At 74.7% G+C, this 25,923-nt stretch carries 27 protein-coding genes and 1 tRNA gene; 10 read left to right on the top strand and 18 right to left on the bottom strand.

The window, feature by feature from the left end:
* Positions 1-28 precede the first annotated feature (28 nt).
* From B0I33_RS28250 to B0I33_RS28235, 4 genes are all read left to right on the top strand, one after another.
* Positions 29-1,162, top strand: a complete 1,134-nt coding sequence (locus B0I33_RS28250; RefSeq protein ID WP_106182188.1) for a sensor histidine kinase — start codon at positions 29-31, stop codon at positions 1,160-1,162.
* Positions 1,159-1,821 (top strand): response regulator, encoded by a 663-nt coding sequence (locus B0I33_RS28245; protein ID WP_106182187.1) that lies wholly within the window; start codon positions 1,159-1,161, stop codon positions 1,819-1,821. The genes B0I33_RS28250 and B0I33_RS28245 overlap by 4 nt, the downstream gene beginning before the upstream one ends.
* Positions 1,822-2,027: 206 nt before the next feature.
* Positions 2,028-2,675: a DUF2306 domain-containing protein gene (locus B0I33_RS28240; RefSeq protein ID WP_106182185.1), complete on the top strand. Its 648-nt coding sequence runs from the start codon at positions 2,028-2,030 to the stop codon at positions 2,673-2,675.
* A complete protein-coding gene (locus B0I33_RS28235; RefSeq protein WP_106182183.1) occupies positions 2,672-3,658 on the top strand; it encodes an NAD(P)-dependent alcohol dehydrogenase in 987 nt (328 codons plus the stop codon). Before B0I33_RS28240 ends, B0I33_RS28235 begins: the two co-directional genes overlap by 4 nt.
* Positions 3,659-3,660: 2 nt before the next feature.
* Here the strand turns inward: B0I33_RS28235 and B0I33_RS28230 are convergent, their stop codons facing one another.
* The 9 genes from B0I33_RS28230 to B0I33_RS28190 all read right to left on the bottom strand — a co-directional run bounded on the left by B0I33_RS28230 (position 3,661) and on the right by B0I33_RS28190 (position 8,939).
* The gene (locus tag B0I33_RS28230) at positions 3,661-4,284 is read right to left on the bottom strand and encodes a GyrI-like domain-containing protein (protein ID WP_106182182.1); all 624 of its coding nucleotides are present in this window, start codon (positions 4,282-4,284) and stop codon (positions 3,661-3,663) included.
* The gene (locus B0I33_RS28225) at positions 4,281-4,802 is read right to left on the bottom strand and encodes a PadR family transcriptional regulator (protein ID WP_106182180.1); all 522 of its coding nucleotides are present in this window, start codon (positions 4,800-4,802) and stop codon (positions 4,281-4,283) included. Before B0I33_RS28225 ends, B0I33_RS28230 begins: the two co-directional genes overlap by 4 nt.
* Positions 4,803-5,033: 231 nt before the next feature.
* A tRNA-Ala gene (locus B0I33_RS28220) sits at positions 5,034-5,109 on the bottom strand.
* Positions 5,110-5,179: 70 nt separating this feature from the next.
* Positions 5,180-5,689, bottom strand: a complete 510-nt coding sequence (locus B0I33_RS28215) for a YbaB/EbfC family nucleoid-associated protein (protein WP_106182178.1) — start codon at positions 5,687-5,689, stop codon at positions 5,180-5,182.
* Positions 5,690-5,691: 2 nt separating this feature from the next.
* The gene (locus B0I33_RS28210; protein WP_106182177.1) at positions 5,692-6,087 is read right to left on the bottom strand and encodes a YbaB/EbfC family nucleoid-associated protein; all 396 of its coding nucleotides are present in this window, start codon (positions 6,085-6,087) and stop codon (positions 5,692-5,694) included.
* Positions 6,088-6,097: 10 nt separating this feature from the next.
* Positions 6,098-7,216, bottom strand: a complete 1,119-nt coding sequence (locus B0I33_RS28205) for a C40 family peptidase (RefSeq protein ID WP_245901150.1) — start codon at positions 7,214-7,216, stop codon at positions 6,098-6,100.
* Positions 7,213-7,554: a hypothetical protein gene (locus B0I33_RS28200; protein WP_106182175.1), complete on the bottom strand. Its 342-nt coding sequence runs from the start codon at positions 7,552-7,554 to the stop codon at positions 7,213-7,215. The genes B0I33_RS28205 and B0I33_RS28200 overlap by 4 nt, the downstream gene beginning before the upstream one ends.
* Positions 7,555-7,624: 70 nt before the next feature.
* On the bottom strand, positions 7,625-8,431 hold the full coding sequence (locus B0I33_RS28195; protein ID WP_106182173.1) for a DsbA family protein: 807 nt from the start codon (positions 8,429-8,431) through the stop codon (positions 7,625-7,627).
* The gene (locus tag B0I33_RS28190) at positions 8,403-8,939 is read right to left on the bottom strand and encodes a MauE/DoxX family redox-associated membrane protein (protein WP_106182172.1); all 537 of its coding nucleotides are present in this window, start codon (positions 8,937-8,939) and stop codon (positions 8,403-8,405) included. Before B0I33_RS28190 ends, B0I33_RS28195 begins: the two co-directional genes overlap by 29 nt.
* Before the next feature lie 47 nt (positions 8,940-8,986).
* Here B0I33_RS28190 and B0I33_RS28185 point away from each other — a divergent pair, with 47 nt between their 5' ends.
* A complete protein-coding gene (locus tag B0I33_RS28185; protein ID WP_181193483.1) occupies positions 8,987-9,823 on the top strand; it encodes a glutamate ABC transporter substrate-binding protein in 837 nt (278 codons plus the stop codon).
* Positions 9,820-12,246 (top strand): ATP-dependent helicase HrpB, encoded by a 2,427-nt coding sequence (gene hrpB / locus B0I33_RS28180; RefSeq protein WP_106182170.1) that lies wholly within the window; start codon positions 9,820-9,822, stop codon positions 12,244-12,246. Before B0I33_RS28185 ends, hrpB begins: the two co-directional genes overlap by 4 nt.
* A gap of 77 nt (positions 12,247-12,323) precedes the next feature.
* On the opposite strand, the gene B0I33_RS28175 is transcribed toward hrpB, so the two are convergent.
* Entirely contained in the window at positions 12,324-13,130 is an 807-nt protein-coding gene (locus B0I33_RS28175; protein WP_106182168.1) for a hypothetical protein, read from the bottom strand.
* A gap of 113 nt (positions 13,131-13,243) precedes the next feature.
* Between B0I33_RS28175 and B0I33_RS28170 the strand changes: the two genes are divergently transcribed.
* A complete protein-coding gene (locus tag B0I33_RS28170) occupies positions 13,244-14,173 on the top strand; it encodes an ATP-binding cassette domain-containing protein (protein ID WP_106182167.1) in 930 nt (309 codons plus the stop codon).
* Positions 14,170-14,982: an ABC transporter permease subunit gene (locus B0I33_RS28165; protein ID WP_106182165.1), complete on the top strand. Its 813-nt coding sequence runs from the start codon at positions 14,170-14,172 to the stop codon at positions 14,980-14,982. Before B0I33_RS28170 ends, B0I33_RS28165 begins: the two co-directional genes overlap by 4 nt.
* A gap of 50 nt (positions 14,983-15,032) precedes the next feature.
* Here B0I33_RS28165 and B0I33_RS28160 read toward each other — a convergent pair whose 3' ends face one another.
* The 4 genes from B0I33_RS28160 to B0I33_RS28145 all read right to left on the bottom strand — a co-directional run bounded on the left by B0I33_RS28160 (position 15,033) and on the right by B0I33_RS28145 (position 19,433).
* Entirely contained in the window at positions 15,033-16,217 is a 1,185-nt protein-coding gene (locus B0I33_RS28160; protein ID WP_106182163.1) for a Cmx/CmrA family chloramphenicol efflux MFS transporter, read from the bottom strand.
* Between the two features lie 219 nt (positions 16,218-16,436).
* Positions 16,437-17,102, bottom strand: coding sequence for a response regulator (locus tag B0I33_RS28155; protein ID WP_106182161.1), 666 nt, complete (start codon positions 17,100-17,102; stop codon positions 16,437-16,439).
* Positions 17,099-18,664: a sensor histidine kinase gene (locus B0I33_RS28150; RefSeq protein WP_106182160.1), complete on the bottom strand. Its 1,566-nt coding sequence runs from the start codon at positions 18,662-18,664 to the stop codon at positions 17,099-17,101. Before B0I33_RS28150 ends, B0I33_RS28155 begins: the two co-directional genes overlap by 4 nt.
* Before the next feature lie 52 nt (positions 18,665-18,716).
* Positions 18,717-19,433: a dienelactone hydrolase family protein gene (locus tag B0I33_RS28145; RefSeq protein WP_106182158.1), complete on the bottom strand. Its 717-nt coding sequence runs from the start codon at positions 19,431-19,433 to the stop codon at positions 18,717-18,719.
* Between the two features lie 54 nt (positions 19,434-19,487).
* On the opposite strand from B0I33_RS28145, the gene B0I33_RS28140 reads away from it, so the two are divergent.
* Positions 19,488-19,703, top strand: coding sequence for a hypothetical protein (locus B0I33_RS28140; protein WP_106182156.1), 216 nt, complete (start codon positions 19,488-19,490; stop codon positions 19,701-19,703).
* A complete protein-coding gene (locus B0I33_RS28135) occupies positions 19,700-20,503 on the top strand; it encodes a hypothetical protein (RefSeq protein WP_245901147.1) in 804 nt (267 codons plus the stop codon). Before B0I33_RS28140 ends, B0I33_RS28135 begins: the two co-directional genes overlap by 4 nt.
* On the opposite strand, the gene hutI is transcribed toward B0I33_RS28135, so the two are convergent.
* The 4 genes from hutI to hutU form a co-directional block, all read right to left on the bottom strand.
* Complete coding sequence (gene hutI, locus B0I33_RS28130; RefSeq protein WP_106182352.1) at positions 20,496-21,662, bottom strand: imidazolonepropionase; 1,167 nt, start codon at positions 21,660-21,662, stop codon at positions 20,496-20,498. The genes B0I33_RS28135 and hutI overlap by 8 nt on opposite strands.
* Positions 21,659-22,963, bottom strand: a complete 1,305-nt coding sequence (locus tag B0I33_RS28125; RefSeq protein WP_106182351.1) for a formimidoylglutamate deiminase — start codon at positions 22,961-22,963, stop codon at positions 21,659-21,661. The genes hutI and B0I33_RS28125 overlap by 4 nt, the downstream gene beginning before the upstream one ends.
* Positions 22,960-24,141 carry an allantoate amidohydrolase gene (locus B0I33_RS28120; RefSeq protein ID WP_245901165.1) on the bottom strand — a complete coding sequence of 394 codons (1,182 nt, stop codon included), beginning with the start codon at positions 24,139-24,141 and terminating at the stop codon, positions 22,960-22,962. The genes B0I33_RS28125 and B0I33_RS28120 overlap by 4 nt, the downstream gene beginning before the upstream one ends.
* Before the next feature lie 77 nt (positions 24,142-24,218).
* On the bottom strand, positions 24,219-25,880 hold the full coding sequence (gene hutU / locus B0I33_RS28115) for a urocanate hydratase (RefSeq protein WP_106182153.1): 1,662 nt from the start codon (positions 25,878-25,880) through the stop codon (positions 24,219-24,221).
* Positions 25,881-25,923 lie beyond the last annotated feature (43 nt).

Below are 25,923 nucleotides of genomic sequence, written 5' to 3'. Positions count from 1 at the left end.
CGCCGTCCCGCGCTCGTACGATGACCGGGTGAACCGCCTGCTGCGGCCGGTCCGGGACGAGCCCCGGCCGCCCGACGTCCCGCCGCTGCGGTGGACCGACTGGGCGCTGGTCGCGGCGATCGTGGTCATCGCCGTGGTCGAAGGACTGGTGCGCGCCGACTACGAGATGCGGACGTTGTCCGTCGGGGTGGCCGCCGGGCTGGCGCCGACACTGCTGTGGCGGCGGCGCAGGCCGCTGCTCGCCCTGATGGTGGCGTTCGGGGTCGGGACGGTGGTCGACCTGGTGGCCGGGGCCGAGGTGACCGCGCACACGCTGATCTACCTGTTGCTGCTGCCGTTCTCACTGGTCCGGTGGGGATCCGGCCGGGAGATCGTGGCCGGGGCCGCGATCGTGCCCGCGCGGATCGGCCTGTCCCTGGCGATGGGGCACAGCACGCTGGGCGACGCCGTCGGCGGGCTGGCCGTCGTGTCCGCGGCCTGCGCGGTGGGGGCGGCGCTGCGGTACCGGTCCCGGGCCCGGACGCGGGAGCTGGACCAGGTCCGGCTGCTGGAGCGGGAACGGCTGGCACGCGAGTTGCACGACACCGTCGCCCACCACGTGTCGGCGATGGCGATCCGGGCGCAGGCGGGACTGGCCACCGCGGAGGTGAACCCGGAGGCGGCCGCCGACGCGCTGCGGCTGATCGAGTCCGAGGCGTCCCGGACGCTGGCGGAGATGCGGGCGATGGTCCGCGTGCTGCGCGACGCCGGGCCCGCCGACCTGGAACCGCGGCCGGGGGTGCGGGACCTGGCGCGGCTGGCCGGGCCGTCGCGGTCGGGGCCGCTGGTCGACGTGCGGATCGACGCCGACCTTGACGACCTCGACGACCTGCCGCTCCCGGTGGGGACCGCGATCTACCGGCTGGCCCAGGAATCGATCACCAACGCACGCCGCCACGCCCGCAACGCCACCCGGATCGACGTGCGGGTCGCCGCCGACGACACGACGGTGTCCCTGCTGGTCAGCGACGACGGTGAGCCCGGCCCGCCGGACGGGAGTCCCGGGTACGGAATGATCGGCATGATCGAACGCGCCGATCTGCTGGGTGGCACGGTCGAGGCGGGACCGAACCCCGGTCGCGGGTGGACCGTACGTGCCGTGCTGCCGAGGACGGGTGGATGACCATTCGGGTGATCGTCGCCGACGATCAGGAGATCGTGCGCACGGGACTGGCCATGATCCTGGACGCCGAGCCGGACATCGAGGTGGTGGGCCGGGCCGCGGACGGGCGGGAAGCCGTGGAGATGGCCAGGCGGCTGCGGCCGGACGTGTGCCTGATGGACATCCGGATGCGCGGGGTCGACGGGATCGAGGCCACGCGCAGGCTCGCCGGGCCCGAGGTGGCCGACCCGGTCGCGGTCGTGGTCATCACCACCTTCGACCTCGACGAGTACGTCTACGCCGCGCTGCGGGCCGGCGCGAAGGGATTCCTGCTCAAGGACTCGGGCCGGGAGCTGCTGGCCCAGGCGATGCACGCCGCCGCGGCCGGGGACGCGCTGATCGCGCCCAGCATCACCACCCGGCTGCTGCGCGCGTTCGCCGAAGCCGGGCCCGCCGGGCCGCCGCGGCAGCCGGTCGAGGCCCTGACCGAGCGGGAGGAGCAGGTGCTCGCGGCGGTCGCGCGGGGGCGGACCAACAGCGAGATCGCCACCGAGCTCTACATCACCCTGAGCACGGTGAAGACCCACATCGCGAGCCTGATGAGCAAGCTCGGTGCGCGCAACCGGGTGGAGATCGCCATCTGGGCGCACGAGACCGGGCGGGTCGCCCGGCGCGGCTGACCCGGCGGCCCGCGCCCTTCCGAACGGCGCCCGGCGAAGGTCATGAGTGGCCTTTTGCGGACGAAACCGTCAGTGACGAGCCACTCAGGACAGTTCCGAGACCCCGGCGGCGGCCGGAAGCACGACCCCGGTCTCACCCTTTCGGCCGGTCGGGCCGCGGCCGCAGGTCCGATGATTCGCGTCCTGCCGCCGACCACGATTCAGGCATGAGCAAGCAGGATCATCTCGTGCCCGCCGGGCTGCTCGCGCTGTCCCTGGTGCCGGTCGCGGCGAGCGGTTTCCGGGTGACCGAACTGGCCACGGGCGCCGACATCACCGAGGCGAATGCCCGGTTCTTCGACGCACCCGTGCCCATCCTGGTGCACGTCGTGGCCGCCAGCGTGTTCTGCGTCGCCGGGGCGTTCCAGTTCTCCCCCGCCCTGCGCCGGAAACGGCCGCGGTGGCACCGCGCGTCGGGTCGCGTGCTCGTCCTCTGTGGACTCGCCACGGCGTTGTCCGCGCTGTGGATGACGTTGTTCTCCGCCATTCCCGAGGATGACCGCGGGCTGCTGACGGTGTTCCGGCTGCTGTTCGCGTCGGCGATGGCGGCGGCCATCGTCCTGGCCTTCCTCGCGATCCGCCGGGGGAACGTCGCGCGGCACCGGGCCTGGATGATCCGCGGCTACGCGCTCGGGCTGGGTGCGGGAACCCAGGTGTTCACCGCCCTGGCCGCGGTGGCGTTCCTGGGCACCGTCAGCCCGCGGGCCCACGCGCTGGCGATGGGCGCCGCCTGGGTGATCAATCTTGCGGTGGCCGAGTGGGCCATCCGCGGCCGAGGGGTCCGGCCGGCCCCCGCACTCAAGGAGGCACTGTGAGGGCCATCGTCCAGCACGAGTACGGATCCCCCGACGTCCTGCGGTTCGCGGAGGTCGATCGGCCCCGGCCCGGTGACGGCGAGGTGCTGGTGCGGGTGCGGGCCGCCTCGGTCAACGCCCGTGACTGGCACCTCATGCGCGGCGACCCGGCGGTGGCGAGGCTGCTGTCGCCGTCGGTCTTCGGCCTCCGCGGGCCGAGGTCGCCGATCCGCGGCAGCGACTTCGCCGGGACCGTCGAGGAGACCGGGCCGGGGGTGTCCGGGCTGCGCCCCGGTGACGAGGTGTACGGCTACGCCGACGGCAGCTTCGCCGAGTACGTGTGCGCACCGGCCGGGTCGGTGTGCCCCAAGCCGGTCACACTGTCCTTTGCGGAGGCGGCCGCGGTGCCGCTCGCGGCGAGCACGGCGCTGGTGGCCCTGCGGGACGTCGGCAGGGCCGGGGCGGGCGACCGGGTGCTGGTCAACGGAGCGTCCGGCGGGGTGGGCACCTTCGCCGTCCAGATCGGCAAGATCCTCGGTTCGGAGGTGACCGGGGTGTGCGGCGCCCGCAACGTCGAGCTGGTCGGCTCGGCCGGGGCGGATCACGTCATCGACTACCGCCGCGACGACTTCACCCGCGGCGGCCTGCGCTACGACGTCGTGCTGGACCTCGTGGCCAACCGTTCGGTGACCGCACTGCGGCGTGCCGTGAAGCGGGACGGGACCGCGGTGCTCGCCGGTGGCGGGGTGTCCGAGGGAGGTTCGCTGTTCCGGCCGTTCGGCCTGATCGTGCGCAGCCGGCTGGTGGCGCCGTTCGTCCCGCAACGGCTGGCGCTGGTCGACGCCCCGCCCACCCAGGAGACGCTGACCGGCCTGCGCGACCTCGTCGAGGCCGGGCGGCTGCGCCCGGTGATCGACCGGACGTACCCGCTGAGCAAGGCGGCGGAGGCGATCCGCTACCTGGAGGACGAGCACGCCAGGGCGAAGGTCGTCCTCGTCGTGTGAGGTCAGGTGGCCGAGGTGACCGGCTGCCGGAGAATCGTCCTGCGCCTCCCGGGCGCGACCTTGCGGAAGTCGCTGAGGTAGATCTCGTGGTGCTTGCCGGCCATCCGCAGTCCGTGGCCGGGAACGAACTCGTGGTGCAGCCGCGCGAGCACGTCGGCCTCGTCGTCGAAGGAACCGACGTGCAGGGTCTGCACACACCGTCCCTCGGACAGGGTCTCCAGGCGGACCTCGTCCAGCCGCGCCGGGCGGTTCCTCGCCCCGGCCCGCTCGACGGCGGCGGTGACCATGCTCCGGTCGATCCAGTCCGGGACCATGATCATCAGGGTCCAGTCCCATCGCGACTTGTCGCGCGCGGTGGTGAAGGCGGTCGGGTCGTCCGCCCACCACAGGCCTTCCAGGGGCGGGACGACGTAGTCGCGCCCCAGCTCCCGTTTGCTGGCGAACTTCAGCGTGTAGGCCACCGGGTAGAGCGTCTCGACGGCCTCGGCGAAGGCAGGCGACGTGTTGGGGTCGCCGTGGCCGTCGAGCATGAGATACCGCAGGTCGGGCACGTCGACGACGCGGAAACCGGTCCGCGGCGCCCGGTAGGCGTCGAAGGTCTTCTTGAAGTCGGTCTTGTCCGTCATCGGGCCACCTGGGCTCGGTCCGCGAGCCACTGCCTTTCCGCCTCCAGGAGGCTCAGCGAGTACGAAAACACCTCACGCGCCGGTGCAGGCAGGGAAGCCTGCGCCCGCCGCGCCGCGCGGACGGCGGCGATCCGCTCCTCGATCCGCCCCAGCCGGGCGCGCAACGCCCGCGCGTAGGCCTCATCGGACAGCAAGGAGAGGTTGGCGACGCCGACCAGCAGCGGGTTCGGCACCGGACGCGGCTCGGCGATGACGTCCAGCGCGGCGCGCGCCGCGACCGCACGGCCCCGCGCGGTCGCGTGGAAGACGCGGCGGGACTTCGCGGCCTCCGGCGCTCGCGGCACATGCAGCAGGCCGCGCTTCTCCAGCTTGGTGAGCAGGTAGTAGATGGAGGAGAACCCGATGTCGGTCCACTGCCGGACACCACGCTGCTCGATCACCTGCTCCAGGTCGTAGCCGTGCTGCGGCCGTTCGACGATCAGCCCGAGCACGGTCAGCTCGGCCGGAGTCAGCTCCACGGCGCTATTCTAGCGCTGGAATAGCGTGGAAGAAGGCCGTGGCGACGTCGAGGCAGCACGGCGGCATGGAAGGCGGCGTCCGGCCGAGCCACGCCCGGCCTCGCCCGGCACGGCGATCAGACGAGCGCGGGCTGCCCAGGCAGAACAACAAACAGGCCACCCGCCCGGCGGGTGGCCTCTCGCCCTCGTACTCAGGGTTACCACACAGTCAGGGTCATCCTGAACATTCTTTGGTGGAGCTAAGGGGACTCGAACCCCTGACCCCCTCACTGCCAGTGAGGTGCGCTACCAGCTGCGCCATAGCCCCGGGCGCGGAGCGAACTCCGCATCTCGTGGGGACCACTGTACCCGACCGCACCGTGCGCCCACGGAGGGGGTCAGCGGTCGGAGCGGAGGGTCGCCGGGTCGAACGAGTCCAGGTCGTCGTCGGCGGGGTCCGGTGGCCGGCGCGAGGCGGCGGGCCTGCCGAGGCGCTGCTCGCGCCTGCGCTGGAACTCCTCGACGGTGAGGCCGGTGTCGGCGTGCGGGTCACGCGCCGGTGCCGGCATGCCGGAGAGCTGCTCGACCAGGTAGGTCATGTCCTCGCCGAGCAGCAACGCCACCCGGTTGTAGCTTTCCTGCGTCGCCTCGCGGAAGGCGACCTGCGCCACCTCGACGATCAGGGCGCCGAGCCGGTCCGGACCGTAGTTCAGGGCGGCGGGCGCGAGCCACAGGCGCAGCAGCTTGCCGCGCGCGTCGACGGTCAGCTCCATCGTGCCGTCCACGTCGTGGGCCGTCCCGGTCGCCTGCGCCATCAGCTCGTCGACGCGGGCGAGCGCGTCCTGGCGTGCGCGGGCCTCCTCGATGAGCTGTCGGGTGCTCCGTTCGAGCGGTACCTCGTCGACCACCGTCAGCGACCTCCGAGCCGGAACGGCGCCACGTCGTCCTCGTCGTCGTCCGGCAGCGGTTCGTAACCCAGCCGGGTGAGGTGCGTCTCGCCTTCCGGGCCGAGCACCGGGGCCAGCGCCCGGTACATCCGGTCGCCCGCCCGCCGGGTCGCCCGGTCCGCGAGCTCCACGATCTGCCGCGCGACGGCCTCGGAGCCGCCGCGCAGCGCCGCGGAGGTCAACCGCACGTCGGTGAGCAGGCCACCGGGTGCCACCTCCACCCGGATCGCGCCGTCCGCGGACTCCGCGCGGCCGGTGACGCTCCCGGCCCTGGCGAACCGCTCGCGCGCCTGCTCGGCCGTCCGGTCCACCTGCTCGCGGACTCTGCCGGCCTCCTGGTCGACGTCGAACTCGGTCACGGTGCCTCCGCTAACCCGTCGGACGGTAGAAGCCGATGAACTGCTGGCCCGCGTTGCTGGTGCGGATGGGCCCGATCTGCACCGGGTCGCCCGCCTCGATCATCAGCCCGTCGCCGATCACCATCGCGACGTGTCCCGACCACACCACCAGGTCGCCGGGCAGCAGCTGGTCCATCGACGGCACCTCCGCGCCGACCGTCTGTGTCTTGGCGATCCGCGGGATCTCCAGGCCCGCCTCCCCGTACGAGGTCATGGTGAGCCCGCTGCAGTCGAGCCCCACCCCGCGCTGCGTGCCGCCCCACACATACGGCACGCCGAGCTGCGAGATCGCGGCCCGCACCGCCTTCGCCGCGACCTCGTTGGGCGCCTCGACGGTCTTGCCGTTGGGCAGGTTGATCTGCACGCCGGTGCCGGGCTGCGGCGGGATGGCGACCGGGAGCCTCGGCTTCGTCACGGCACCGCCGCCGCCGTACCCGCCCGGCGCTCCCCCGCCACCGCCACCGGAGCCGCCCGAACCCTGGCTGTTGAACGACGTCGCGACGTGCGTGCCGCCGCCCGCGGCGCTCGCGGTGGTCGCCTCCGAGCCACCGAGCCGTCCCGCGATGTCGGTCAGCGTCCCCAGGGTGCGGGCGCTGAGGTCGGCGGCCTGCCCGGTGAGCTCGGCGATCCGCCGCTGCAGCGCCACCATCAGCTCGCGCACGGCGGCCTGCCCGCCGGAGGGCACCGGCGGGGTCATCCGCGCCGCGGCGACGGCCTTCATCGTCGAGGTGATCTCGCGGATGATCTCCTCGCGGACCCGGTCGTTCTCGATGCGGCCGACCCGCAGCGCCTCGGCCGCGTCCGCGACCGCGGTCTCGATCTGGCTGCTCTCCTCCAGCAGTGCCCTGATCTCGCGTTCCAGGCTCTCGGAGGTGGTGGTCGCGAGGTCGGTGGCGTTGCCGGACGACCGTGCCGCGAGCGCCTGCCGCTGAGCCCCCGCCCCCGCCCCGGCGCCGTCGAGGGACGTCCGCAGCGCGGCCTGGCCGCGCACGGCGCCGTCGATGGCGGCGTCGTCGGTGCGCATCTTGTCGGCGAACCGGTTGGGCAGGTCGAGCCCGCTGCGCAGCACCTGCTCGGTCTCCACGGTCACCGCAGGCCCTCCCCGAGCCGGTGGACGGTCGTCTGCTGATCGGCCTCGACCGCGGCGTAGTTGGCGCTGGTGCGCCGGGCCGCGTCGGCCATCTGCCGCCAGTCGCCGCCCAGCCTGCCGAGCCGCTCGGACAGGGCGCGCATCCGGGTCGCGTACGCGCCGGCGAACCCGGACTCCGTGCCCATCGCGGAGAAGCCGTCGCCCGCGAGCTCGGCGTGCGGTGCGACGTGCGCCGCACCCGCCGCGCCGAGGTCGTCGCCCACCGGGTCGATGGCCCGCGCGTAGCTGTCGTAGGCGCCCTCGTCGACCCAGAATCCGCGGTGCGGTGTCCCGTCCACGTGCCCCCTCCTCGTAGCCGGAGGCCAGACTAGAACAGCGGGTCACCTCTCGTGAGTGAAAACCGTCGTTCTAACCACGGTTTTCACTCACGAGCTTGTCGAGCCACTGCGGGTCGGAGAAGTCGACGATCCGCCCGTCCGCCACCACGGTGGGGGTGCCGAAGCCCCGCTGGCCGTTGCCGAAGTCCTGCTGCAGCGCCGGGTCCTGCGCGACGCGCTCCATCTCCGCGGTCAGCTCGTCGTCGAACCTGCCCTCGCGCACCCCGTCGGCGAACTCCTGGCTCTCGATCCCCAGGTCCCGGCCGAGCTGGATGAGCTGCTCCTTGTCGTACCCGCGCTTGCCCTCCTCGGGCTGGTGGGCGAAGAGGCTGTCGTGGTAGGCGGTGAACTCGCCCGCGTCGGCGGCGAGCAGCGCCGCGTTGGCCGCGTCGAGCGAGTAGCCCGGCGGGTCCGACTTCTCCACCAGCAACGGCACCATGTGCGTGCGCAGCCGCAGCTCCCCCGCGGCCACCTTCCGCTCGATCTCGTCGCCGTAGCTGTGCTCGAACTGGGCGCACACGGGGCACAGGAAGTCGGCGTAGACATCGATGGTGGTGGGCGCGTCGGCGCTGCCGGACACCACCACCAGCCCGTCCCGGCGCACCTCGTAGTCCGTGCTCGCGGGCTGGACGGTCGGGATGGTCTGGCCCTCGGTGGCGTTCTTCGACGCGTTGGTCCACAGCACCCCGCCGATCACGACGGCCGCGACCAGCAGCACCACGCCGATGACGGCGGCGGTCTTCTTCCGGTCGGGACCACCCCGCGCCCTGGCGACGGCCTGCTTGCCCGTCAACTGCTGTTGGCGCCGCTTACGCGCGGTCCGCTCCGCTCCACCCACCGGCGGATCCTTCCTCGATCGTCGTGACGTCCTGCCGGTCCCGGCCGAGCCAGCTGTCCACCGAGAACGGCGTGCGCGGCCGCACCAGCAACCACCCGGCCAGCACCAGGAAGCCGAGGTCCCGCGCGATCTCCTGCGGGTACGCCGTCTCGCCGGGAGCCACCTGGCCACCCCCGCCGAAGCAACCGCAGTCGATGCTCAGCCCGCGCGCCCAGGACTGCGCCACCGCGGCGACGAACGCCAGCAGGACCAGCACCGACACCGCCGCGACCGCCCTGGTGGCCACACCGAGCAGCAGGAGCAGGCCGAGGGCGACCTCCAGCAGCGGCATCGCGGTGGCGACCACTCCGACCAGTCCGTGCGGAAGCACGTCGTAGGCCTGCACCGCGACATACGTCTGCCCCGGGTCGGCGAGCTTCATCCCGCCGGACACGAGCCACACCGCCGCCAGGCCGAACCTGGCCAGCGTGCCCGCGCCGGCGAGCAGCACTCGGCGCGAACGCGACACGCACCTAGGCTATCGGCCGACCCTGAGAACTCGGTGAGGAGACGCCCGTGCGACTCGCGACGCTCGTCACAGCCGTCGCCACCGCCGCGGCGGCCTGCCTGAGCGCGGCCTGCTCCGCACCGGACGCCGCCGAGGACTCCGTGGTCACCAGGGCGTACGAGACCGGCACGCTGACCATCGGCATCCGGTTCGACCAGCCCGGGCTGTCCGAGCGCACCATCGACGGCCGCTTCGTGGGGTTCGACGTGGACGTCGCCGAGTTCGTCGCCGACGAGCTGGGCGTGGCAGCCGACGACATCACCTGGCGCGAGACCACCCCGGCGCAGCGGGAGTCGGACCTGTCCTCGGGTGCGGTCGACCTGGTGGTGGCCGCGTACTCGATCACCGAGGAACGCAAGGAGACGGTGTCGTTCGCCGGCCCCTACTTCGTGACCGGACAGGACCTGCTGGTCCGTGCGTCGGCCACCGAGATCGACGGCCCGGAGGCGCTCAGCGGCAAGCGGCTGTGCTCGGTGACCGGCTCGACGTCGGCCGCGCAGGTCAAGGAGCGCTTCGCGCGGACCCTCGAGCTGGTCGAGTACCCGCGCAACTCCGACTGCGTCACCGCGCTGCTCGCGGGCCAGGTGGACGCCGTCACCACCGACGCCGCCATCCTCGCCGGGTTCGCGGCGCAGAACCCGGAGCTGCTGCGCCTGGTCGGCGAGCCGTTCTCCACCGAGCGCTACGGCGTCGGCCTGCGCAAGGGCGACACCGACGGCCAGGCCGCCGTCGCCGCGGCGATCGAGCGGATGATCGAATCGGGCAGGTGGCGCGAGTCCCTCGAACGCAACCTCGGTCCCTCCGGGTACCCGCTGCCGGAGCCGCCGGAGGTCACGGAGCGGTGACCCGGCCCGAGCTGCCCGACCTGCCGGTCCGCGCGGTGCTCGGCGACGTCGCCCGCGCCCTGGCCGGCCACGGCACCGCCGTGCTGCACGCCCCGCCCGGCACCGGCAAGACCACCCTCGTCCCCCTGGCTCTGGCGGAGGAGTTCCCCGGCCGGATCGTGGTGGCCGAGCCCCGCCGCCTCGCGGCCAGGGCCGCGGCGGCCCGCATGGCCGGCCTGCTCGGCGAGCCGGTCGGCGGCACCGTCGGCTACTCGGTGCGGGGCGAGTCGGTGGTCTCCGCGCGCACCCGCATCGAGGTGGTCACGTCCGGGCTGCTGGTCCGCAGGCTGCAGGGCGATCCGGAGCTGCCCGGCGTGTCCGTGGTGCTGCTCGACGAGTGCCACGAACGGCAGCTGGACGCCGATCTCCTGCTGGCGCTGCTGCTCGACGTGCGCGGTGGGTTGCGGGACGACCTGCGCGTGCTGGCGGCCTCGGCGACGGTGGCCGCCGAACGGCTCGCCACGCTGCTCGGCGACGGCGGTCCCGCACCGGTCGTCACCGCGCATGCCAGGACCCACCCGGTGGACGTCGTGCACGTCGCTCCCGCGCGTGCCGAGCGGATCGAGTCCTGCGTCACCAGGGCCATCCACACCGCACTGTCCGAGACGGACGGTGACGTGCTCGCGTTCCTGCCCGGCGCGGGGGAGATCGCCCGGGTGGCCGAGCGGCTCGGCGAACCCGGCGTGGACGTGCTGCCGTTGCACGGCAGGCTCCCGGCCGCGCGGCAGGACGCCGCGCTGAACCCGGGCCCGCGCCGGCGGGTGGTGCTGGCGACGGCGGTGGCCGAGTCGAGCCTGACGGTGCCCGGCGTGCGCGCCGTCGTGGACTCCGGACTGGCCAGGGTGCCGAGGGTCGACCACCGGCGCGGGCTGCCGGGCCTGGCGACGGTGCGGGTGTCGGCGGCCGTCGCCGAGCAGCGCGCGGGCCGGGCCGGGCGCGAGGGCCCCGGACGGGCCTACCGCTGCTGGCCGCGGCACGAGCACGCGAGCCTGCCCGCCTACCCGGAGCCGGAGATCCGCACCGCCGAGCTGGCGCGGCTCGCGCTGGAGCTGGCCTGCTGGTCGACACCGGACGGCAGTGGCCTGACCTGGTGGGACCCGCCGCCCGAGGGGACGCTGGCGGCGGGCAGGACACTGCTGCGGACGCTCGGGGCCGTCGACGACACGGGCCGGGTCACCGAACGAGGCGCGCGCATGGCGGCGCTGGGCCTGCATCCGCGGCTGGCGCGGGCGCTGCTGGACGGCGCGGCCGAGACCGGCGCCCCGGCGGCGGCCGAGGTGGTGGCGCTGCTCGACTCGGGCGGGGCGAGCGGCGACCTGGAGGCGGAGCTGCGCCGGATGCGCGCCGCGACCGGCCCGGAAGCACGCCGGTGGCGGCGCGAGGCCGACCGGCTGGCGCGGCTGGTGACCGGCGCGGGAACCCCGGACCCGGCCCTGGTGGTGGCGCTCGCGCAGCCGGAGCGGCTCGCGCGGCGCCGCGCGCCGGGCACGCCGGTGTACCTGCTGGCGGGTGGCACGGCCGCGGAGCTGCCGCCGGGCAGTGGGCTCGGCGACGCCGAGTGGCTGGCCGTGGCGGAGGTGACGCGCGAGCCGGGCCGCGCCCACGGCATGATCCGGCTGGCCGCGCGGGCCGACGCGGAACTCGCGACGCGGGCCGCGCCCGAACTGCTGGCCGAGGACGAGGAGGTGGCCTGGTCGGACGGCGACGTCGTGGCGCGTTCGGTGCGCAGGCTCGGGGCGATCACGCTCGCGGAGCGGCCGTTGCGCGATCCCGGTCCGGCGCGGGTGCGGGCGGCGCTGCGGACGGGGCTGCGCCGGGACGGGCTGGGGCTGCTGGAGTGGCCGGATGCGGCGCGGCGGCTGCGGGAGCGGGTCGCGTTCCTGCACCGGCGGCTCGGGCCACCGTGGCCGGACGTCACCGACGACGCGTTGCTGTCCAGGGTGGACGACTGGCTGGAGCCGGAACTGTCCTCGGCGCGGCGCCGCGCGGACCTGGCGCGCGTCGACACGGCGGCGGCGCTGCGGCGGCTGCTGCCGTGGCCCGAGGCCGCCCGGCTGGACGACCTGGCTCCCGACCGGATCGAGGTGCCCACCGGCTCCCGGATCCGCGTGGACTACTCGGGCCCGGAACCGGTGCTCGCGGTGAAGCTGCAGGAGACGTTCGGCTGGCGGGCGACGCCGCGGGTGGCAGGCGGCCGGGTGCCGGTGGTGCTGCATCTGCTGTCGCCCGCCGGGCGGCCCGCCGCGGTGACCTCCGATCTGGAGTCGTTCTGGCGCAACGGGTATCCCGGGGTGCGGGCCGAGCTGCGCGGCCGCTATCCCAAGCACCCGTGGCCGGAGGACCCGCTGACCGCCGAGCCCGTGCGGGGTACCCGGCGCCGCTGACCACCGTGTCCGCCGACCGCGACACCGTGTCCGCGAGCTGTGACGCCGTGTCCGCGCCGTGCGGCGCGGACACGGCGTCACAGCTGGCGGACACGGCCGCCGGGCAGCGGTGGTACGGGAAGCTCGGCGGCCGTCCGGTCGGTGTCGCGGTCCTCCTCGTGCAGGCCCTCCTGCACGGCCGCCCTGATCTGCTCCCGGTTCTCCCGCACCACGTGGGCGAAGAACTCGTCGATGCGCGGATCGGTGAGCACGTCGAGGATGACGCGGATCGTGGTGTCCACCATGGACTTGACGACCTCGTCGTGGAACGGCAGCCGGGACAGCCTGCCCGCCTGCCGGTCGTTCTTCAGCTTCTCGGTGACGATCTCCCGCAGCATCTCCCGGTTCTCGTCCAGCGAGTACGCCAGGTTCCGGGGGTAGTTGCCGGTCTCCAGCACCTTCACGACCTCGTCCAGCACGGCGATCGTGATGGGTTTCTTGATGGCGAGCACGATCGGGCGGGAGAACCGCGCCACCAGCCGCTCGGTGAACCGCTCGCCGAAGGCCCGGTTCGCCGTCCTGGTCAGGCGTACCACCAGCACCACCACCCGCAGCAGCCGGAAGCCGCGCAGCGCGGGGTGCGCGATCGGGATCATGCCGAGGATCTCGTACCAGTTGCGCAGCGGGAAGCGCCGCTCCCAGCGGTCGGCGCGCCAGCGCCACAGGAACTCGAGCAGGAAGACGCCGCAGATCGACGTGTCGATGGCGAACACCGTGTACGCGGTGCGCTCGCTGTGCGGGAAGAACGTGATGTAGAGCAGCAGGCCCAGGGAGAACACGGCGAGGAGCACCATCACCACGTCCACCAGCGTCCGGCGCCGCAGCTCCCGCCTGCCCTCGACCATGGGCGGCATTCTGCCTGACGAACGGCAGGGGCCTCCGGTGGCCATCGTCGGCTGTGCCGACGCCCTCACGCTCCCTACGTTCGTGGCCCTGAGGAACACCACGGAGGGACCACATGATCACACTGCGGGGGCTGACGAAGCACTACGGCAGGAAACGGGTGGTGGACGAGCTGACGTTCGACGTCGCGCCCGGCCGGGTCACCGGCTTCCTCGGCCCCAACGGCGCGGGCAAGTCCACCACGATGCGGATGGTGCTCGGCCTGGACCGGCCGACGTCCGGGGAGGCGCTGGTGGACGGGCGCCGGTACGCCGAGCTGCGGCATCCGCTGCGCGAGGTCGGCGCGGTGCTCGACGCCAGGTCGGTCCACCCGGGCCGCGACGCGCGCAGGCACCTGCTCGCGATGGCCCGCAGCAACGGCATCCCCGACGCGCGGGTGGACGAGGTGCTGGGCACGGTCGGCCTGGCCGACGTCGCCGGGAAGCGCGCCGGTGCCTTCTCGCTGGGCATGGGCCAGCGGCTCGGCATCGCTGGCGCCCTGCTCGGCGACCCGGGCACGCTGCTGTTCGACGAACCGGTGAACGGCCTCGACCCAGACGGGGTGCGCTGGATCCGGCAGCTCATGCGCTCGCTGGCCACGGAGGGCCGCACGGTCCTCGTCTCCAGCCACCTGATGAGCGAGATGCAGCTCACCGCCGATCAGCTCGTGGTGATCGGTCGCGGCAGGCTGCTCGCCGACGCGCCGGTGACCGAGTTCGTCGCCGACGACCGCGCGGTGCACGTGCGGCTCCCCGATCCCGGGGAGAGGCAAACGCTTGCGCACCACCTGACCGGAGAGGGCCTCGCCGTCGAGGAGCGCGGCGGCGGCGAGCTCGTCGTGACAGGCGGGACGGTGGAGGGCGTCGGCGACCTGGCGCACGCGCTCGGGTTGCGCCTGCACGGGCTGACGGCCGACGCGGTGTCGCTGGAGCAGGCCTACCTGCGGCTGACCGCGAACGAGGTGGAGTACGCCGCGCCCGCGGCGGGACGGAGGGCCGGACGGTGACGGCGACGATCGGCCCACCGCGGGGCGGCGGCCTGCCCGGCGCGGTGCACAGCGAGTGGACGAAGCTCTGGTCGGTGCGGTCGAGCTGGTGGACGGTGCTGGCCGCGGCGGTGCTCATGCTCGGCTACACGGCGCTGGCCGCGACGGCGGTGCCGGTCATGGCCGAGCACGGCGATCCGGAGGCGGCCACGGTCTCGGCGCCGGGCCTCGCGGTGAACGCGGTGTTCTTCCTCGCCCAGTTCCCCGTGCTCGCCCTGGCGACCCTGTTCATCGCGGGCGAGTACGGCACCGGCGCCATCCGCTCGACGCTGCAGTGGGTGCCCGTCCGCGGCCGGGTGCTCACCGCGAAGTGCGCGGCGCTGCTGCCCGCGCTGTGCGGGCTCGGCGTCGTGCTCACCGGCGCGGCGCTCGCGCTCGCCGTTCCGCTGATGGGCGGCGCCGGGGTGCCGCTCACGGCGGGCGAGGCGGTGCGCACGGCACTGGCGATCGGCGGGTACTTCGTGCTGCTCGGCGCGTTCGCGCTGGGGGTGGGCACCGCGCTGCGCAGTGTCGCGGGCGCGCTGACCGTCAGCTTCGTGGCGCTGCTGGCGCTGCCGATGCTGTGCTCGGCGCTGGGCCTGACCGCGGTGCTCGACTACCTGCCCGGCGTCGCCGGGGTGAACCTCATGCTGGGCGAGGGCACCCTGAACGACCTCACCGGGCAGCCGGTGCCGTACGCCAGGTGGGTCGCCGCGCTCGTGCTGGGCTGCTGGTCGGCCGCCGCGCTCGGCGCGGGCGCCGCGGTGCTGCGGAGCCGGGACGCGGGATAGCCGTCGGGAGCGGGGACCGGCGTTCCCACCGCGGTCCCCGCTCCCGGAACCTACGCCGGAGGCGGCGATGGCGTGCCCGTGGGCGCGGGCACCACGGTGCGCCGGAGGGGGTACGCGATGAGGAGCGTGACCGCGACCAGCAGGCCGCTGGCCCACAGCGGCCCGAGGTTCCCCGCGGCGCCGAGAGCGGCCGCGGCGATGAGGGGACCGGTGGCGGCGCCCACGTTGAGTGCCGCGGTCGCGTACGCGCCGGCCAGGACGGGGGCTCCCGCGGCCTCGTAGAGGACCCGGGTGATCAGGGTGCTGCCGAGCGCGAACGACAGCGCACCCTGCACGAACACGAGCGGGAACAGGGCCGCCGGCGCGTCGGCCAGCACCGCCAGCGCCGGCCACCCGGCAAGCAGCAGCGGACCACCGGCCGCGATCACCAGCTGGGGACGCCGGTCGGACAGCCTGCCCGCGACGGTGACGCCGGCGAACGAACCGGCACCGAAGAGCACCAGCACGGCGGAGACCCACAGCTCACCCAGCCCGGCGGTGCCGGTCACGACCGGGGCGAGGAAGGTGAAGCCGCCGAACGTCGCCGCGTTGACCAGTGCGCCGAGCAGCATCACCAGGGCCAGCCGCGGCCGGGTGAGCTGGGCGAGCTCCGCGCGCAACGCCGGCCTGCCTGCCGCCTCGTCCCGCACCCGCCCCGCGGGAATTCCCTTCAGGACACCGAGTGCCGCGGGCAGGCAGACAGCGGCGACCGCCCAGAACGCGGCCTGCCAGCCGAACACCGTGCCGAGTACCGCTCCGCCGGGGACACCGGCGATCGTGGCCACCGTCGTGCCCGACAGCAGCACGGCCAGCGCGCGTCCCTTCCGGCCGGGCGGGACCAGCGCGGCGGCGGCCGTCAGCGCGACGGCCAGGAACCCCGCGTTGGCCACCGCGGCGACGACCCGGGTGGCGAACAGGAGCGGGAAGCTCGTGGTGCCCGCGCCCACGACGTGCGCCGCCATGAAAGTGAGGAGGAACCCGAGGAGGCCGGAGCGCCGGGGCCAGTCACGGGCGAGCGCGGCCGCGAGCGGGGCGCCCACGACCATGCCGATCGCGTAGGCCGAGGTGAGCGCGCCCGCGGTCCCGACGGTGACGCCGAGATCCGAGGCGATGTCCGGCAGGAGGCCGGCGAGCATGAACTCCGAGGTGCCCATGGCGAAGACCGCCACGGCGAGCAGGTACAGCGGAAGGGGCATCGAGTGGCTCCGAGGTGAGGAGGGGTACGAGGACCTCGTCTCGGCACCGCGGCCAACCCGGACGCACCACGCGCCCCACCGCGGAACGCGGTGCGGCGACAGGGCTACGAGCTCAGTGGTTCAGGGGGCTGACGGCGTGGCCGAAAGCCCCCACCTCGTCTGACTCCGGACTCGACACGGTCCACACGCTACCCGACCGGCGCCCGCCGGGGCACCTCGCTACTCCCGGTCCCCGCTCACGAGGCCCGCCTCGTAGGCGGCGATGGCGGCCTGCACGCGGTTGCGGGCGCCGAGCCGCTGCAGGATCGTGCTGACATAGGCCTTCACGGTGCCCTCCACGACGTGCAGCCGGCCCGCGATGTCCGCATTGGACAGCCCGGATCCGACGAGTGCGAGCACCTCGCGCTCCCGCTCGGTGAGGGCGGCGATCCGCTCGCGTGCTCCGGCGGCCCGCGACAGCCGCCCGTCCCCGGACAGCCGGGCGATGGCCCACTTGGCGACCTGCGGGGAGAGGAACGCCGCCCCGCCGGCGACCGCCCGCACGCCCGCGATCAGCTCGCGGGGGTCTCCCGACTTGAGCAGGAACCCGTTCGCCCCCTCCCCCAGCGCCCGCTCGACGTAGGCGTCCTCGCCGAACGTGGTGAGGATCACGACCGCCGTCTCCGGTCGGACCCGGCGGATCTCGGCGGCCGCGGCCAGGCCGTCGAGCCGGGGCATGCGGATGTCCAGCAGGGCCACGTCCGGCCGGGTGCGGCGCACCTGCTCCACCGCCTCGTGGCCGTCCGCGGCCTCGGCCACCACCTCGATGTCGCCGTCGGCCGCGAGGATCGCGCCCACCCCGGCCCGCACCATCGTCTCGTCGTCGGCCAGCAGTACCCGGATCACCCTGTCTCCCCTCGTTCCCGGCGCTCGTCGAAGCTCTCCTTGGCCACCAGCCGCCCGCCCGCGAAGCACAGCCGGTAGACGACCGGGCTGCTGCCGATCAGCGTCGCGTCGGCGCCGTAGACGCGGCAGTCGGCCCCCTCGGGCGGCGTGCCCCACGCGTCGGGGTCATGCGAGAGGCGCTGCTGGCTGGGCAGCAGGGCCTCCACCTCGTCCTGGGGCTGACCCACCCGCAGCCGTGCGTACACCTCCGGCTCCAGCACCGACGACACCTGGTTGAAGCTGTAGTAGACGGTGCTGACGGCGGCCAGCACGGCCACCACGACGACGGGCACCACCAGCGCGTTCACCAGCGTCCAGCGCACCCGGCGGCGGGCAAGGGCCAGTTCCCGCGCGGAGTCGGTGCCGCCGTCGCCGCTGTCCGCCGCCACCGGGGCGGCGCCGTGCGGCAGCCACGCCACCACCTGGAAGCCGCCGTCGCACTCACCGGAGCGCAGGCTGCCACCGACGAGCCGGACACGTTCCCGCAGGCCGACGAGCCCGCGCTGGCCGGAGGTCGCGCCGGGCAGCGGTCCCGCGGGCGGCCGGGTGTTGCGGACGGTCACGCACGTCTGGTCCGCCGACCGGCGCACGTCGACGGTCACGGCGGCGCCGGGCGCGTGTTTGGCGACGTTGGTGAGCGCCTCCTGCACGACGCGGTAGGCGGCGCGTTCCACCATGGGCGGTGCGGTGCCCTGGTCGATCCGCGCGCCGACCGCGAGACCGGAGTCCGCGGCCCGCCGGACCAGGTCGGCCACCGCCGCGTCGGCCGGTTCGGTCGGCGCCGCGTCCTCCCGCAGCACCCCGATGATCTCCCGCAGCCGCTCGGTCGCCGCGGCGGCGCCCGCCCGCAGCTCACCGGCCGCGGCGCGGTGCCGCTCGCCGAGGTCGGCGGCCACCTCCAGCGCACCCGCCCGCAACGCCAGCAGGCTCAGCTCGTGCCCGAGCGAGTCGTGCATGTCGCTGGCGATCCGCGCCCGTTCCCGCAGGCGGGCGCGCTCGGCTTCGTGGCGCCGCCGCTCCTCCGCCTGCCGGGCGCGGTCCCAGCCGGTGCGCACGAGGTCGTCGCGCAGGCGCGTGTAGCGGCCGAGGTGCCACGGCACGAACACCGCGAACAGCAGGGTGAGGACGAGCGTCGCCCAGTTGCCGACGGCGTCGGCGCTCAGCGCGTACGCGACGGGCATCCCGGCGAGCGCCACCCCGGCGAACGTGAGCACGGCGGGCCGCGCGTGATCCATGCGGCGGCCCGCGAAGTAGCCCGCGGCCACCATCAGCAGCACCGGCCACACGGGGTACCGGCCGAGGTAGTTGAACAGCACCGCCAGGGCCGAGGCGGAGGCGACCGTCAGCGACAGCAGCGGGTGGCGGCGTGCGGTGGCCATCGCGACGGTGGTCGCGGCGAGCCCGCCGAGCAGTTCCCACGGCGCCGCGTTCTCCCGCGTCTCGTAGCCGCACACGGCGCAGACGGCCAGCCAGACGCCGACGTCGACCAGCACGGCGAGCCGACGGCGCCCCCTCTCGTTCACGGCAGCACGCTATCCGGCGCCACCCCGCCGCGACACTGCCGAAAGTCAAGTGTCAGGCGCCGGTGGTCACGCGGATGAAGTCCAGCGCCTGCGGCCACGACAGCGCGTAGGCGCGCTCGTTCACCTCGTTGCCATGCCTGCCGCGGTCGCTGAAGCCATGCTCGGCGTGCGGATAGAGGTGCACGATGCTCGGCCCGCTCGCGCGGGACTGCAGCGCCTCCTGCAGCCGGGCGAAGCTCTCCCACGGCACCAGCGAGTCGGCTCCGGGGTAGAGCATCAGCACCGGCGCGGCGATGCGGCCGGTGTGCTCGACGGCGTCGAGCGTGTGGTTCGGCGCCGGGGTGCCGGGCACGGTCGGGTGGTAGGCCACCACACCGGCCACGCGCTGGTCCCGCGCGCCGAAGAGCAGCGCGTACCGCCCGCCCATGCACCAGCCGATCACCCCGACCCGGTCCAGGCCGAGCTCACCGAGCATGTGGTCGAGCAGCCGCCCCGCCTCGGCCAGGCAGTTCTCGTCGTCGAGCTCGGCCATCAGCTCGAACAGCCGCTCGCGGGGCGTGTCGTCGATGCTCGGCCCGTGCCACGGGTCCCAGCTCAGCGCCGTGACCCCGGCCCTGGCGATGTCGTCGGCGAACTCGCGCAGCTGCTGCCCGATCCCGGTGACCATGGGCAGCAGGAGCATTCCGCTGGTGCCGCCGGTCACCGGGCGGGAGAGGTAGGCGTTCAGGTCGCCGACCGCGACGGTCGACGTCTCGATCTCCGCTGTCATGCCCGGCACGGTAGTCCCACCATCAGGCATGATGATCGGCCGGAGGTGGTGCTCATGACCCGCCCGAGGCGCACCCTGGCCGAACAGCTCGGCGGACCGCTGCCCACCGGGATCGAGGCGCTGGCCGACGAGCACAAAGAGCTGCTCGGCGAGGCGCTCCACGCGGCCCGCAGGCGGCAGGCCGCCGCGCTGGCGACCGCGGCGGAGGGCTCGCTGGACTACGTGCCGTTCTTCCTGCGCGGCGCCGTGCGGAAGGCGGTGGGTTTGTGAGCGAGGCCCTGCGCGCGCTGGAGGCGCAGGCCGAGATCCGCAAGCTGGCCAGGGTCCTCGGCGAGCCCGCGGAACGGCTCGGCTTCCTCGCCGAGGTCCCGCCCGGGGACATCCAGGCCCTGCGCGAGCGGGCCACGACCGTGCTGTTCGACGCCAACGTGGCCGTGCTGCGGCGGATGGCCGCCGCGAGCAGGCTGCTGCCCGCCTCCGTGCTGGCGCGGATCGCGGAGAAGGTGTTCGGCCCGCTGCTGTGCGCCCGCATCGCGGGCCTGGTGGACGCGCACCGGGGCGTGGAGATCGCGAGCCACCTCCCCGCGCCGTTCCTCGCCGACGTCGCCGCCGAGCTCGATCCGCGCCGGGCCAGCGCGGTCCTCGCGGGCATCCCGACGAGCACGGTCGGCGCCGTGGCCCGCGAGCTCGCGCGCCGCGAGGACTGGATCACCGTCGGCCGGTTCGTCGGGCACGTGCCGGCCGAGGCCGTGGCCGCGAGCATCGACGTGCTCGACGACGCCGCCGTGCTGCGCGTGGCGTTCGTCCTCGACGACAAGTCGCGGCTGCCTGCCGTGCTGCGGCTGCTGCCCGCCACCCGGCTCGACGGCGTGGTGCGCGCCGCCGTGCGGGAGGGGCTGTGGGCGGAGGCGTTCGACGTGCTGCTGCGCCTCGAACCACCGCTCGCCGGCGACCTGGCCGCGGCCGTCGCGGCGCTGCCCGCGACCGACCGGGAACGGGCCGCGGCGAAGGCTCGTGCGCTGGGGCTGCTCGACGAGCTGGGCCCCGCCCGCGACGCGCTGCTCAGCTGACGCGCCGCCCCTCGCGCCACACGGCCCAGGTCAGCGGGACCCCCGGCCGGTAGGCGAGGTGGGTGACCGACGGCGCGTCGAGCACGTGCACATCCGCCCTGGCGCCGACGCGGAGCACGCCGACCGCGCCGTCCCCCGCGTCGCGGCGCAGGGCCCGCGCGCCGCCCGCCGTGGCCGCCCACACCGCCTCGTCGACCGACAGGCCCATCTGCAGCACGGCGGTGGCGACGCAGAACGCCATCGACGTGGTGTAGGAGCTGCCCGGGTTGGCGTTGGTCGCGAGCGCGATCGTCGCCCCGGCGTCGAGCAGGCGGCGCGCCGGGGCGAGCGGTTGCCGGGTGGACAGGTCGCACGCGGGCAGCAGGGTGGCCACGGTGTCCGAACCGGCGAGCGCCTCGACGTCGGCGTCGGCGAGGTGGGTGCAGTGGTCCACGCTGGCCGCGCCGTGCCGCACGGCGAGCCGCACGCCGGGGCCCCGGCCGAGCTGGTTGCCGTGCACGCGCAGGCCCAGCCCGCGGTCGGCCGCCGCCCGCAGCACGCGCGCGTTCTGCTCCTCGTCGAACGCGCCGGTCTCGCAGAACACATCGGCCCACCGCACGTACCCGGCCACGGCGTCGAGCATCTCGCCGCACACGAGGTCCAGATAGGAGCCGGGGTCCGTGCCCTCCGGCACCAGGTGCGCGCCGAGGAAGGTGACCTCGTCGGCCACGTCCGCCGCGATGCGGGCCGCACGCCGCTCGTCGGCGACGGTCAGCCCGTAGCCGGTCTTGGTCTCGACACAGGTCGTGCCCTGCCGGGCGGCCTCGGCGAGGTGCCGGGCGAGGGTGGCGGCCAGCTCCTCGTCGCTCGCCTCCCGGGTGGCCGCCACGGTCACCGCGATGCCGCCCGCCGTGTAGGGCGCCCCGGCCATCCGCGCCTCGAACTCGGCGGTGCGGTCGCCCGCGAAGACCAGGTGGGTGTGGCTGTCCACCCAGCCGGGCAGCACGGCCCGGCCTGCCACGTCGACGGCCTCGTCGGCGAGCGGGGCGGCCGCCGCCTCGCCGACCCACGCGACGCGCTCGCCCTCCAGCACCAGCGCGGCGTCCCGCAACCGGCCCAGCCCGGGCTCGTTGGTGGTGAGCTCACCGATGTTGGTGAGCAGCGTCGATCTCCCGGTCATGTCCCCGACCACAGCCTCCCGATCTCCTCCGCCAGCACCGCGGCGGGCCGCTCGACCAGCAGATGTTCGCCGCCGCGGACCACCTCCCGGCCCGCGACCAGCACGTCCCGCACGTCGGCGGCCGTCGCGGCCATCGGCGCGCCGCCCGGCTCGGTGCCCGCGGTGCGCACCGACGACAGGTCGACGCCGACCAGGTCGGCGGCCGCGCCCGGGACCAGCTCACCGACGCCGGTCCAGCCCAGCGCCCGGTGGTCGGTGGCGGCGGCCAGCAGCTCGGCGGGGGTGAACCGGCCGCGCGACTGCGCGGCCAGCCGCTCGTCCAGCTCCAGCGCCTGCAGCTCGGCGAAGGGGTCCACCACGGCGTGGCTGTCGCTGCCCAGGCACAGGCGCACGCCCGCGTCGTGCAGCGCGCGGGCCGGGCCGATGCCGTCCCCGAGGTCGCGTTCGGTGGTCGGGCAGAAGCAGGCGCGGGTGCCGGACCTGGCCAGTGCCGACCGGTCGCTCTCCCCGACGTGGGTGGCGTGCACGGCGACCGTGTCCGGCCCGAGCACACCCGCGTCGGACAGCACGGCGGTGGGGCTGCGGCCGTGGTGGCGCAGGCATTCCTCGTTCTCGGCGCGCTGCTCGGACAGGTGCACGTGCAGGGGCTTCCCGCGCGCCCACCCGGCCACGACCGGCAGCGCCCACACCGGGACCGCGCGCACCGAGTGCACGGCGGCGCCCAGCCGCACGTGCCCGCCCTCGGGACGGAACGCCTCGACCCGGCGCACCCAGCCCTCGGCGTCGCCGTCGCCGAAGCGCACCTGGTGCTCGTCGAGGTCCCGGCCGAAACCGCCGGTCAGGTAGCAGGTGTCGAGCAGGGTCAGCCGGATGCCCGCGTCCGCCGCGGCGGCGACGAGCGCGGCGCCCATCGCGTTCGGGTCGGCGTAGGGCCTGCCGAGCGGGTCGTGGTGGAGGTAGTGGAACTCGCCGACGCTCGTGTACCCGGCGAGCACCAGCTCCGCGTAAACGCCGCGGGCGAGCCGGTAGTAACTGTCCGGGTCGAGCCTGCCCGCGAGCGCGTACATGCGTTCCCGCCAGGTCCAGAACGTGCCGCGGTCGTGGTGGGTCCGGCCGCGCAGCGCCCGGTGGAAGGCGTGCGAGTGGGCGTTGGCGAAACCGGGCAGCACCAGTCCGGAAAGGACGGTTCCGGTGCGCGGGGCGTCCGGCGTGACCTCGGTGAGCCGTCCTTCCGCGACGCCGAGCCGCACCGCCCGTGCCACCCCTCCGGGCAGCCACGCGCGCTCGCACCAGTACGTCACCGGCACAGGTGCTCCAGCACGTCGGTGAGCGCGGCGGCGCCGCGTTCCACGTCGGCGGGCTCGGCGTGCTCCTCGGGCGCGTGGCTGACCCCGGTGGGGTTGCGGACGTAGAGCATCGCGGAGGGCACGTGCGGGGCGAGGATCGCGGCGTCGTGCCCGGCGCCGGTGGCCAGCTCGGGCACACCGCCGAGCAGGCCGCCGAGCTCGGCCCGCAGCCGGTCGTCGAACGCGACGGTGTCCGAACAGGATTCCTGCCGGACGGTGAGCGCGCAGCCCTCGTCCGCCGCGGCGGCCCGCGCCGCGGCGGTGATGTCGTCGACCAGCGCCTGGGTGCCACCGCCGGGCACGCGCGCGTCCAGCCACAGGTCCACGGTGGAGGCGATGACGTTGGTGCCGCCGGGGCTGGGCACGAGCCTGCCGACGGTGGCCCTGGCGTCCGGCACCCCGGCGGCGAGCCGCCGCACGGCCGCGACGGTGGCGGCGGCGGGCAGCATCGGGTCGCGGCGGTCGGACAGCGGGGTGGCCCCGGCGTGGTTGCCCTGGCCGGTGAAGGTGAACCGCCACCGCCCGTGCGCGATCACGGTGCTGCCCACCGCCACCGGTGAGCCCAGGTCGATGAGCCCGCGGCCCTGCTCGACGTGCAGTTCGACGAACGTGCCGATGCGGCCGAGCGCCTCCGGGTCCGGTCCGATGCGGGCGGGGTCGAGCCCGGCGGCGCGGGCGGCCTCGGCGAAGGTGACGCCTTCGGGGTCGCGCAGGTTCCGCGCGGCTTCGGCGTCGATCGCACCGGTGAGCAGCCGCGAGCCGAGGCACGGCACGCCGAACCGGCCACCCTCCTCCTCGGCGAACACCACGACCGCCAGCGGGCGGGCGGGGGTGCCGCCGCGGGCCCGCAGCGCGCCGACGGCCGTGAGCGCGCTCGCCACCCCGAGCGGCCCGTCGAACGCGCCGCCGCCGGGAACCGAGTCGAGGTGGCTGCCGGTGACGACCGCGCCGGGGCCGGGCGTGCCCCACCACGCCCACACGTTGCCGTTGCGGTCGGTCTCGGTGTCCAGGCCGAGCCGCGCGGCGTGGTCGGCGAACCAGCCACGCAGTTCCCGCTCGGCACCGTCGAACACGTGCCGGGAGTACCCGCCACGCCGCCGGTCGCACCCGATGTCCGCGATCTCCGCCAGCAGCGCCGACGCCGAGGGGCAGTGAAGGCCACCTTCACTGCGTTGGACGCAGTGAAGGTGGCCTTCACTGCCCGCGCCGGTCACGGCTCCTCCCGCATGGGCACGCGCAGGCCGCGGGCGGCGGCCACGTCGGCGGCGGTGTCGTAGCCCGCGTCGGCATGCCGCAGCACCCCCATGCCCGGGTCGTTGGTCAGCACGCGCTCGATCTTGGCGGCCGCCAGCGGTGTCCCGTCGGCGACGCACACCTGCCCGGCGTGGATCGACCGGCCCATGCCCACGCCGCCGCCGTGGTGGATCGACACCCACGTCGCGCCGGACGCCGTGTTGACCAGGGCGTTGAGCAGCGGCCAGTCCGCGATGGCGTCGGAGCCGTCGGCCATGCCCTCGGTCTCCCGGTACGGCGAGGCGACGCTGCCCGCGTCCAGGTGGTCGCGGCCGATCACCACCGGCGCCGCCAGCTCGCCCGAGGCGACCATGTCGTTGAAGCGCGCCCCGGCGAGGTGCCGCTCGCCGTAGCCGAGCCAGCAGATCCGCGCGGGCAGACCCTGGAACGCCACGCGCTCGCCCGCGAGCCGGATCCAGCGCGCGAGGGTGTCGTTGTCGCCGAACAGCTCCAGCACGGCACGGTCGGTGGCGGCGATGTCGGCCGGGTCGCCGGAAAGCGCGGCCCAGCGGAACGGGCCCTTGCCCTCGCAGAACAGCGGGCGGATGTAGGCGGGTACGAAGCCGGGGTAGTCGAACGCCCGCGCGCAGCCGCCGAGTTTCGCCTCGCCGCGCAGCGAGTTGCCGTAGTCGAAGACCTCGGCGCCGGCGTCGAGGAACCCGACCATCGCGTCGACGTGCTCGGCCATCGAGTCCCGCGCGCGGTCGGTGAACTCGTCCGGCTTGGCGGCGGCGTAGTCGGCCCAGTCGTCGACGGCCACGCCCCTCGGCAGGTACGCGAGCGGGTCGTGCGCGGAGGTCTGGTCGGTGACGATGTCCACCTCGATCCCCCGCCGGAGCAGTTCGGGCAGCACCTCGGCGGCGTTGCCGATGACCCCGACCGACAGCGCGCGCCGCGCGGACTTCGCCTCGGTGACGCGCGCGACCGCGTCGTCGAGGTCGGCGGCCAGCTCGTCGAGGTATCCGGTGCCGAGCCTGCGCCGGGCCCGCCGCGGGTCGCACTCGACGACGAGCACGGCGCCGCCGTTCATGGTGACGGCGAGCGGTTGCGCGCCGCCCATGCCGCCGAGCCCCGCGGTGACGGTGAGCGTGCCCGCGAGGCTGTCGCCGAACCGTTTCGCGGCCACCGCGGCGAACGTCTCGTAGGTGCCCTGCAGGATGCCCTGCGTGCCGATGTAGATCCACGAGCCCGCGGTCATCTGGCCGTACATCGTGAGCCCGAGCGCCTCGAGCCTGCGGAACTCCGGCCAGGTGGCCCAGTCACCGACCAGGTTCGAGTTGGCCAGCAGCACGCGGGGCGCCCACTCGTGGGTGCGCAGCACGCCGACCGGCCTGCCCGACTGCACGAGCAGGGTCTCGTCGTCGGCGAGCGCGGTGAGGCACCGGGTGATCGCGTCGAAGCTCGCCCAGTCCCGCGCGGCCTTGCCGGTGCCGCCGTAGACCACCAGGTCCTCGGGCCGCTCGGCGACCTCGGGGTCGAGGTTGTTGTGCAGCATCCGCAGCGCCGCCTCGGTCTGCCAGCCGCGTGCCGTGAGCGCCGTGCCCCGCGCCGCCCGGACACCCGGGGCCTTCTTCGTCATCGTTGCCTCCTCGCGTGGGGGTCGTGAATGGGAAACGTGGTTC

Origin of the sequence: Prauserella shujinwangii, from assembly GCF_003001955.1 — a bacterium.
Lineage (GTDB): Bacteria > Actinomycetota > Actinomycetes > Mycobacteriales > Pseudonocardiaceae > Qaidamihabitans > Qaidamihabitans shujinwangii.
The sequence above is the reverse complement of the archived record's forward strand: the minus strand, read 5'-3'. Positions and strand labels throughout refer to the sequence as shown.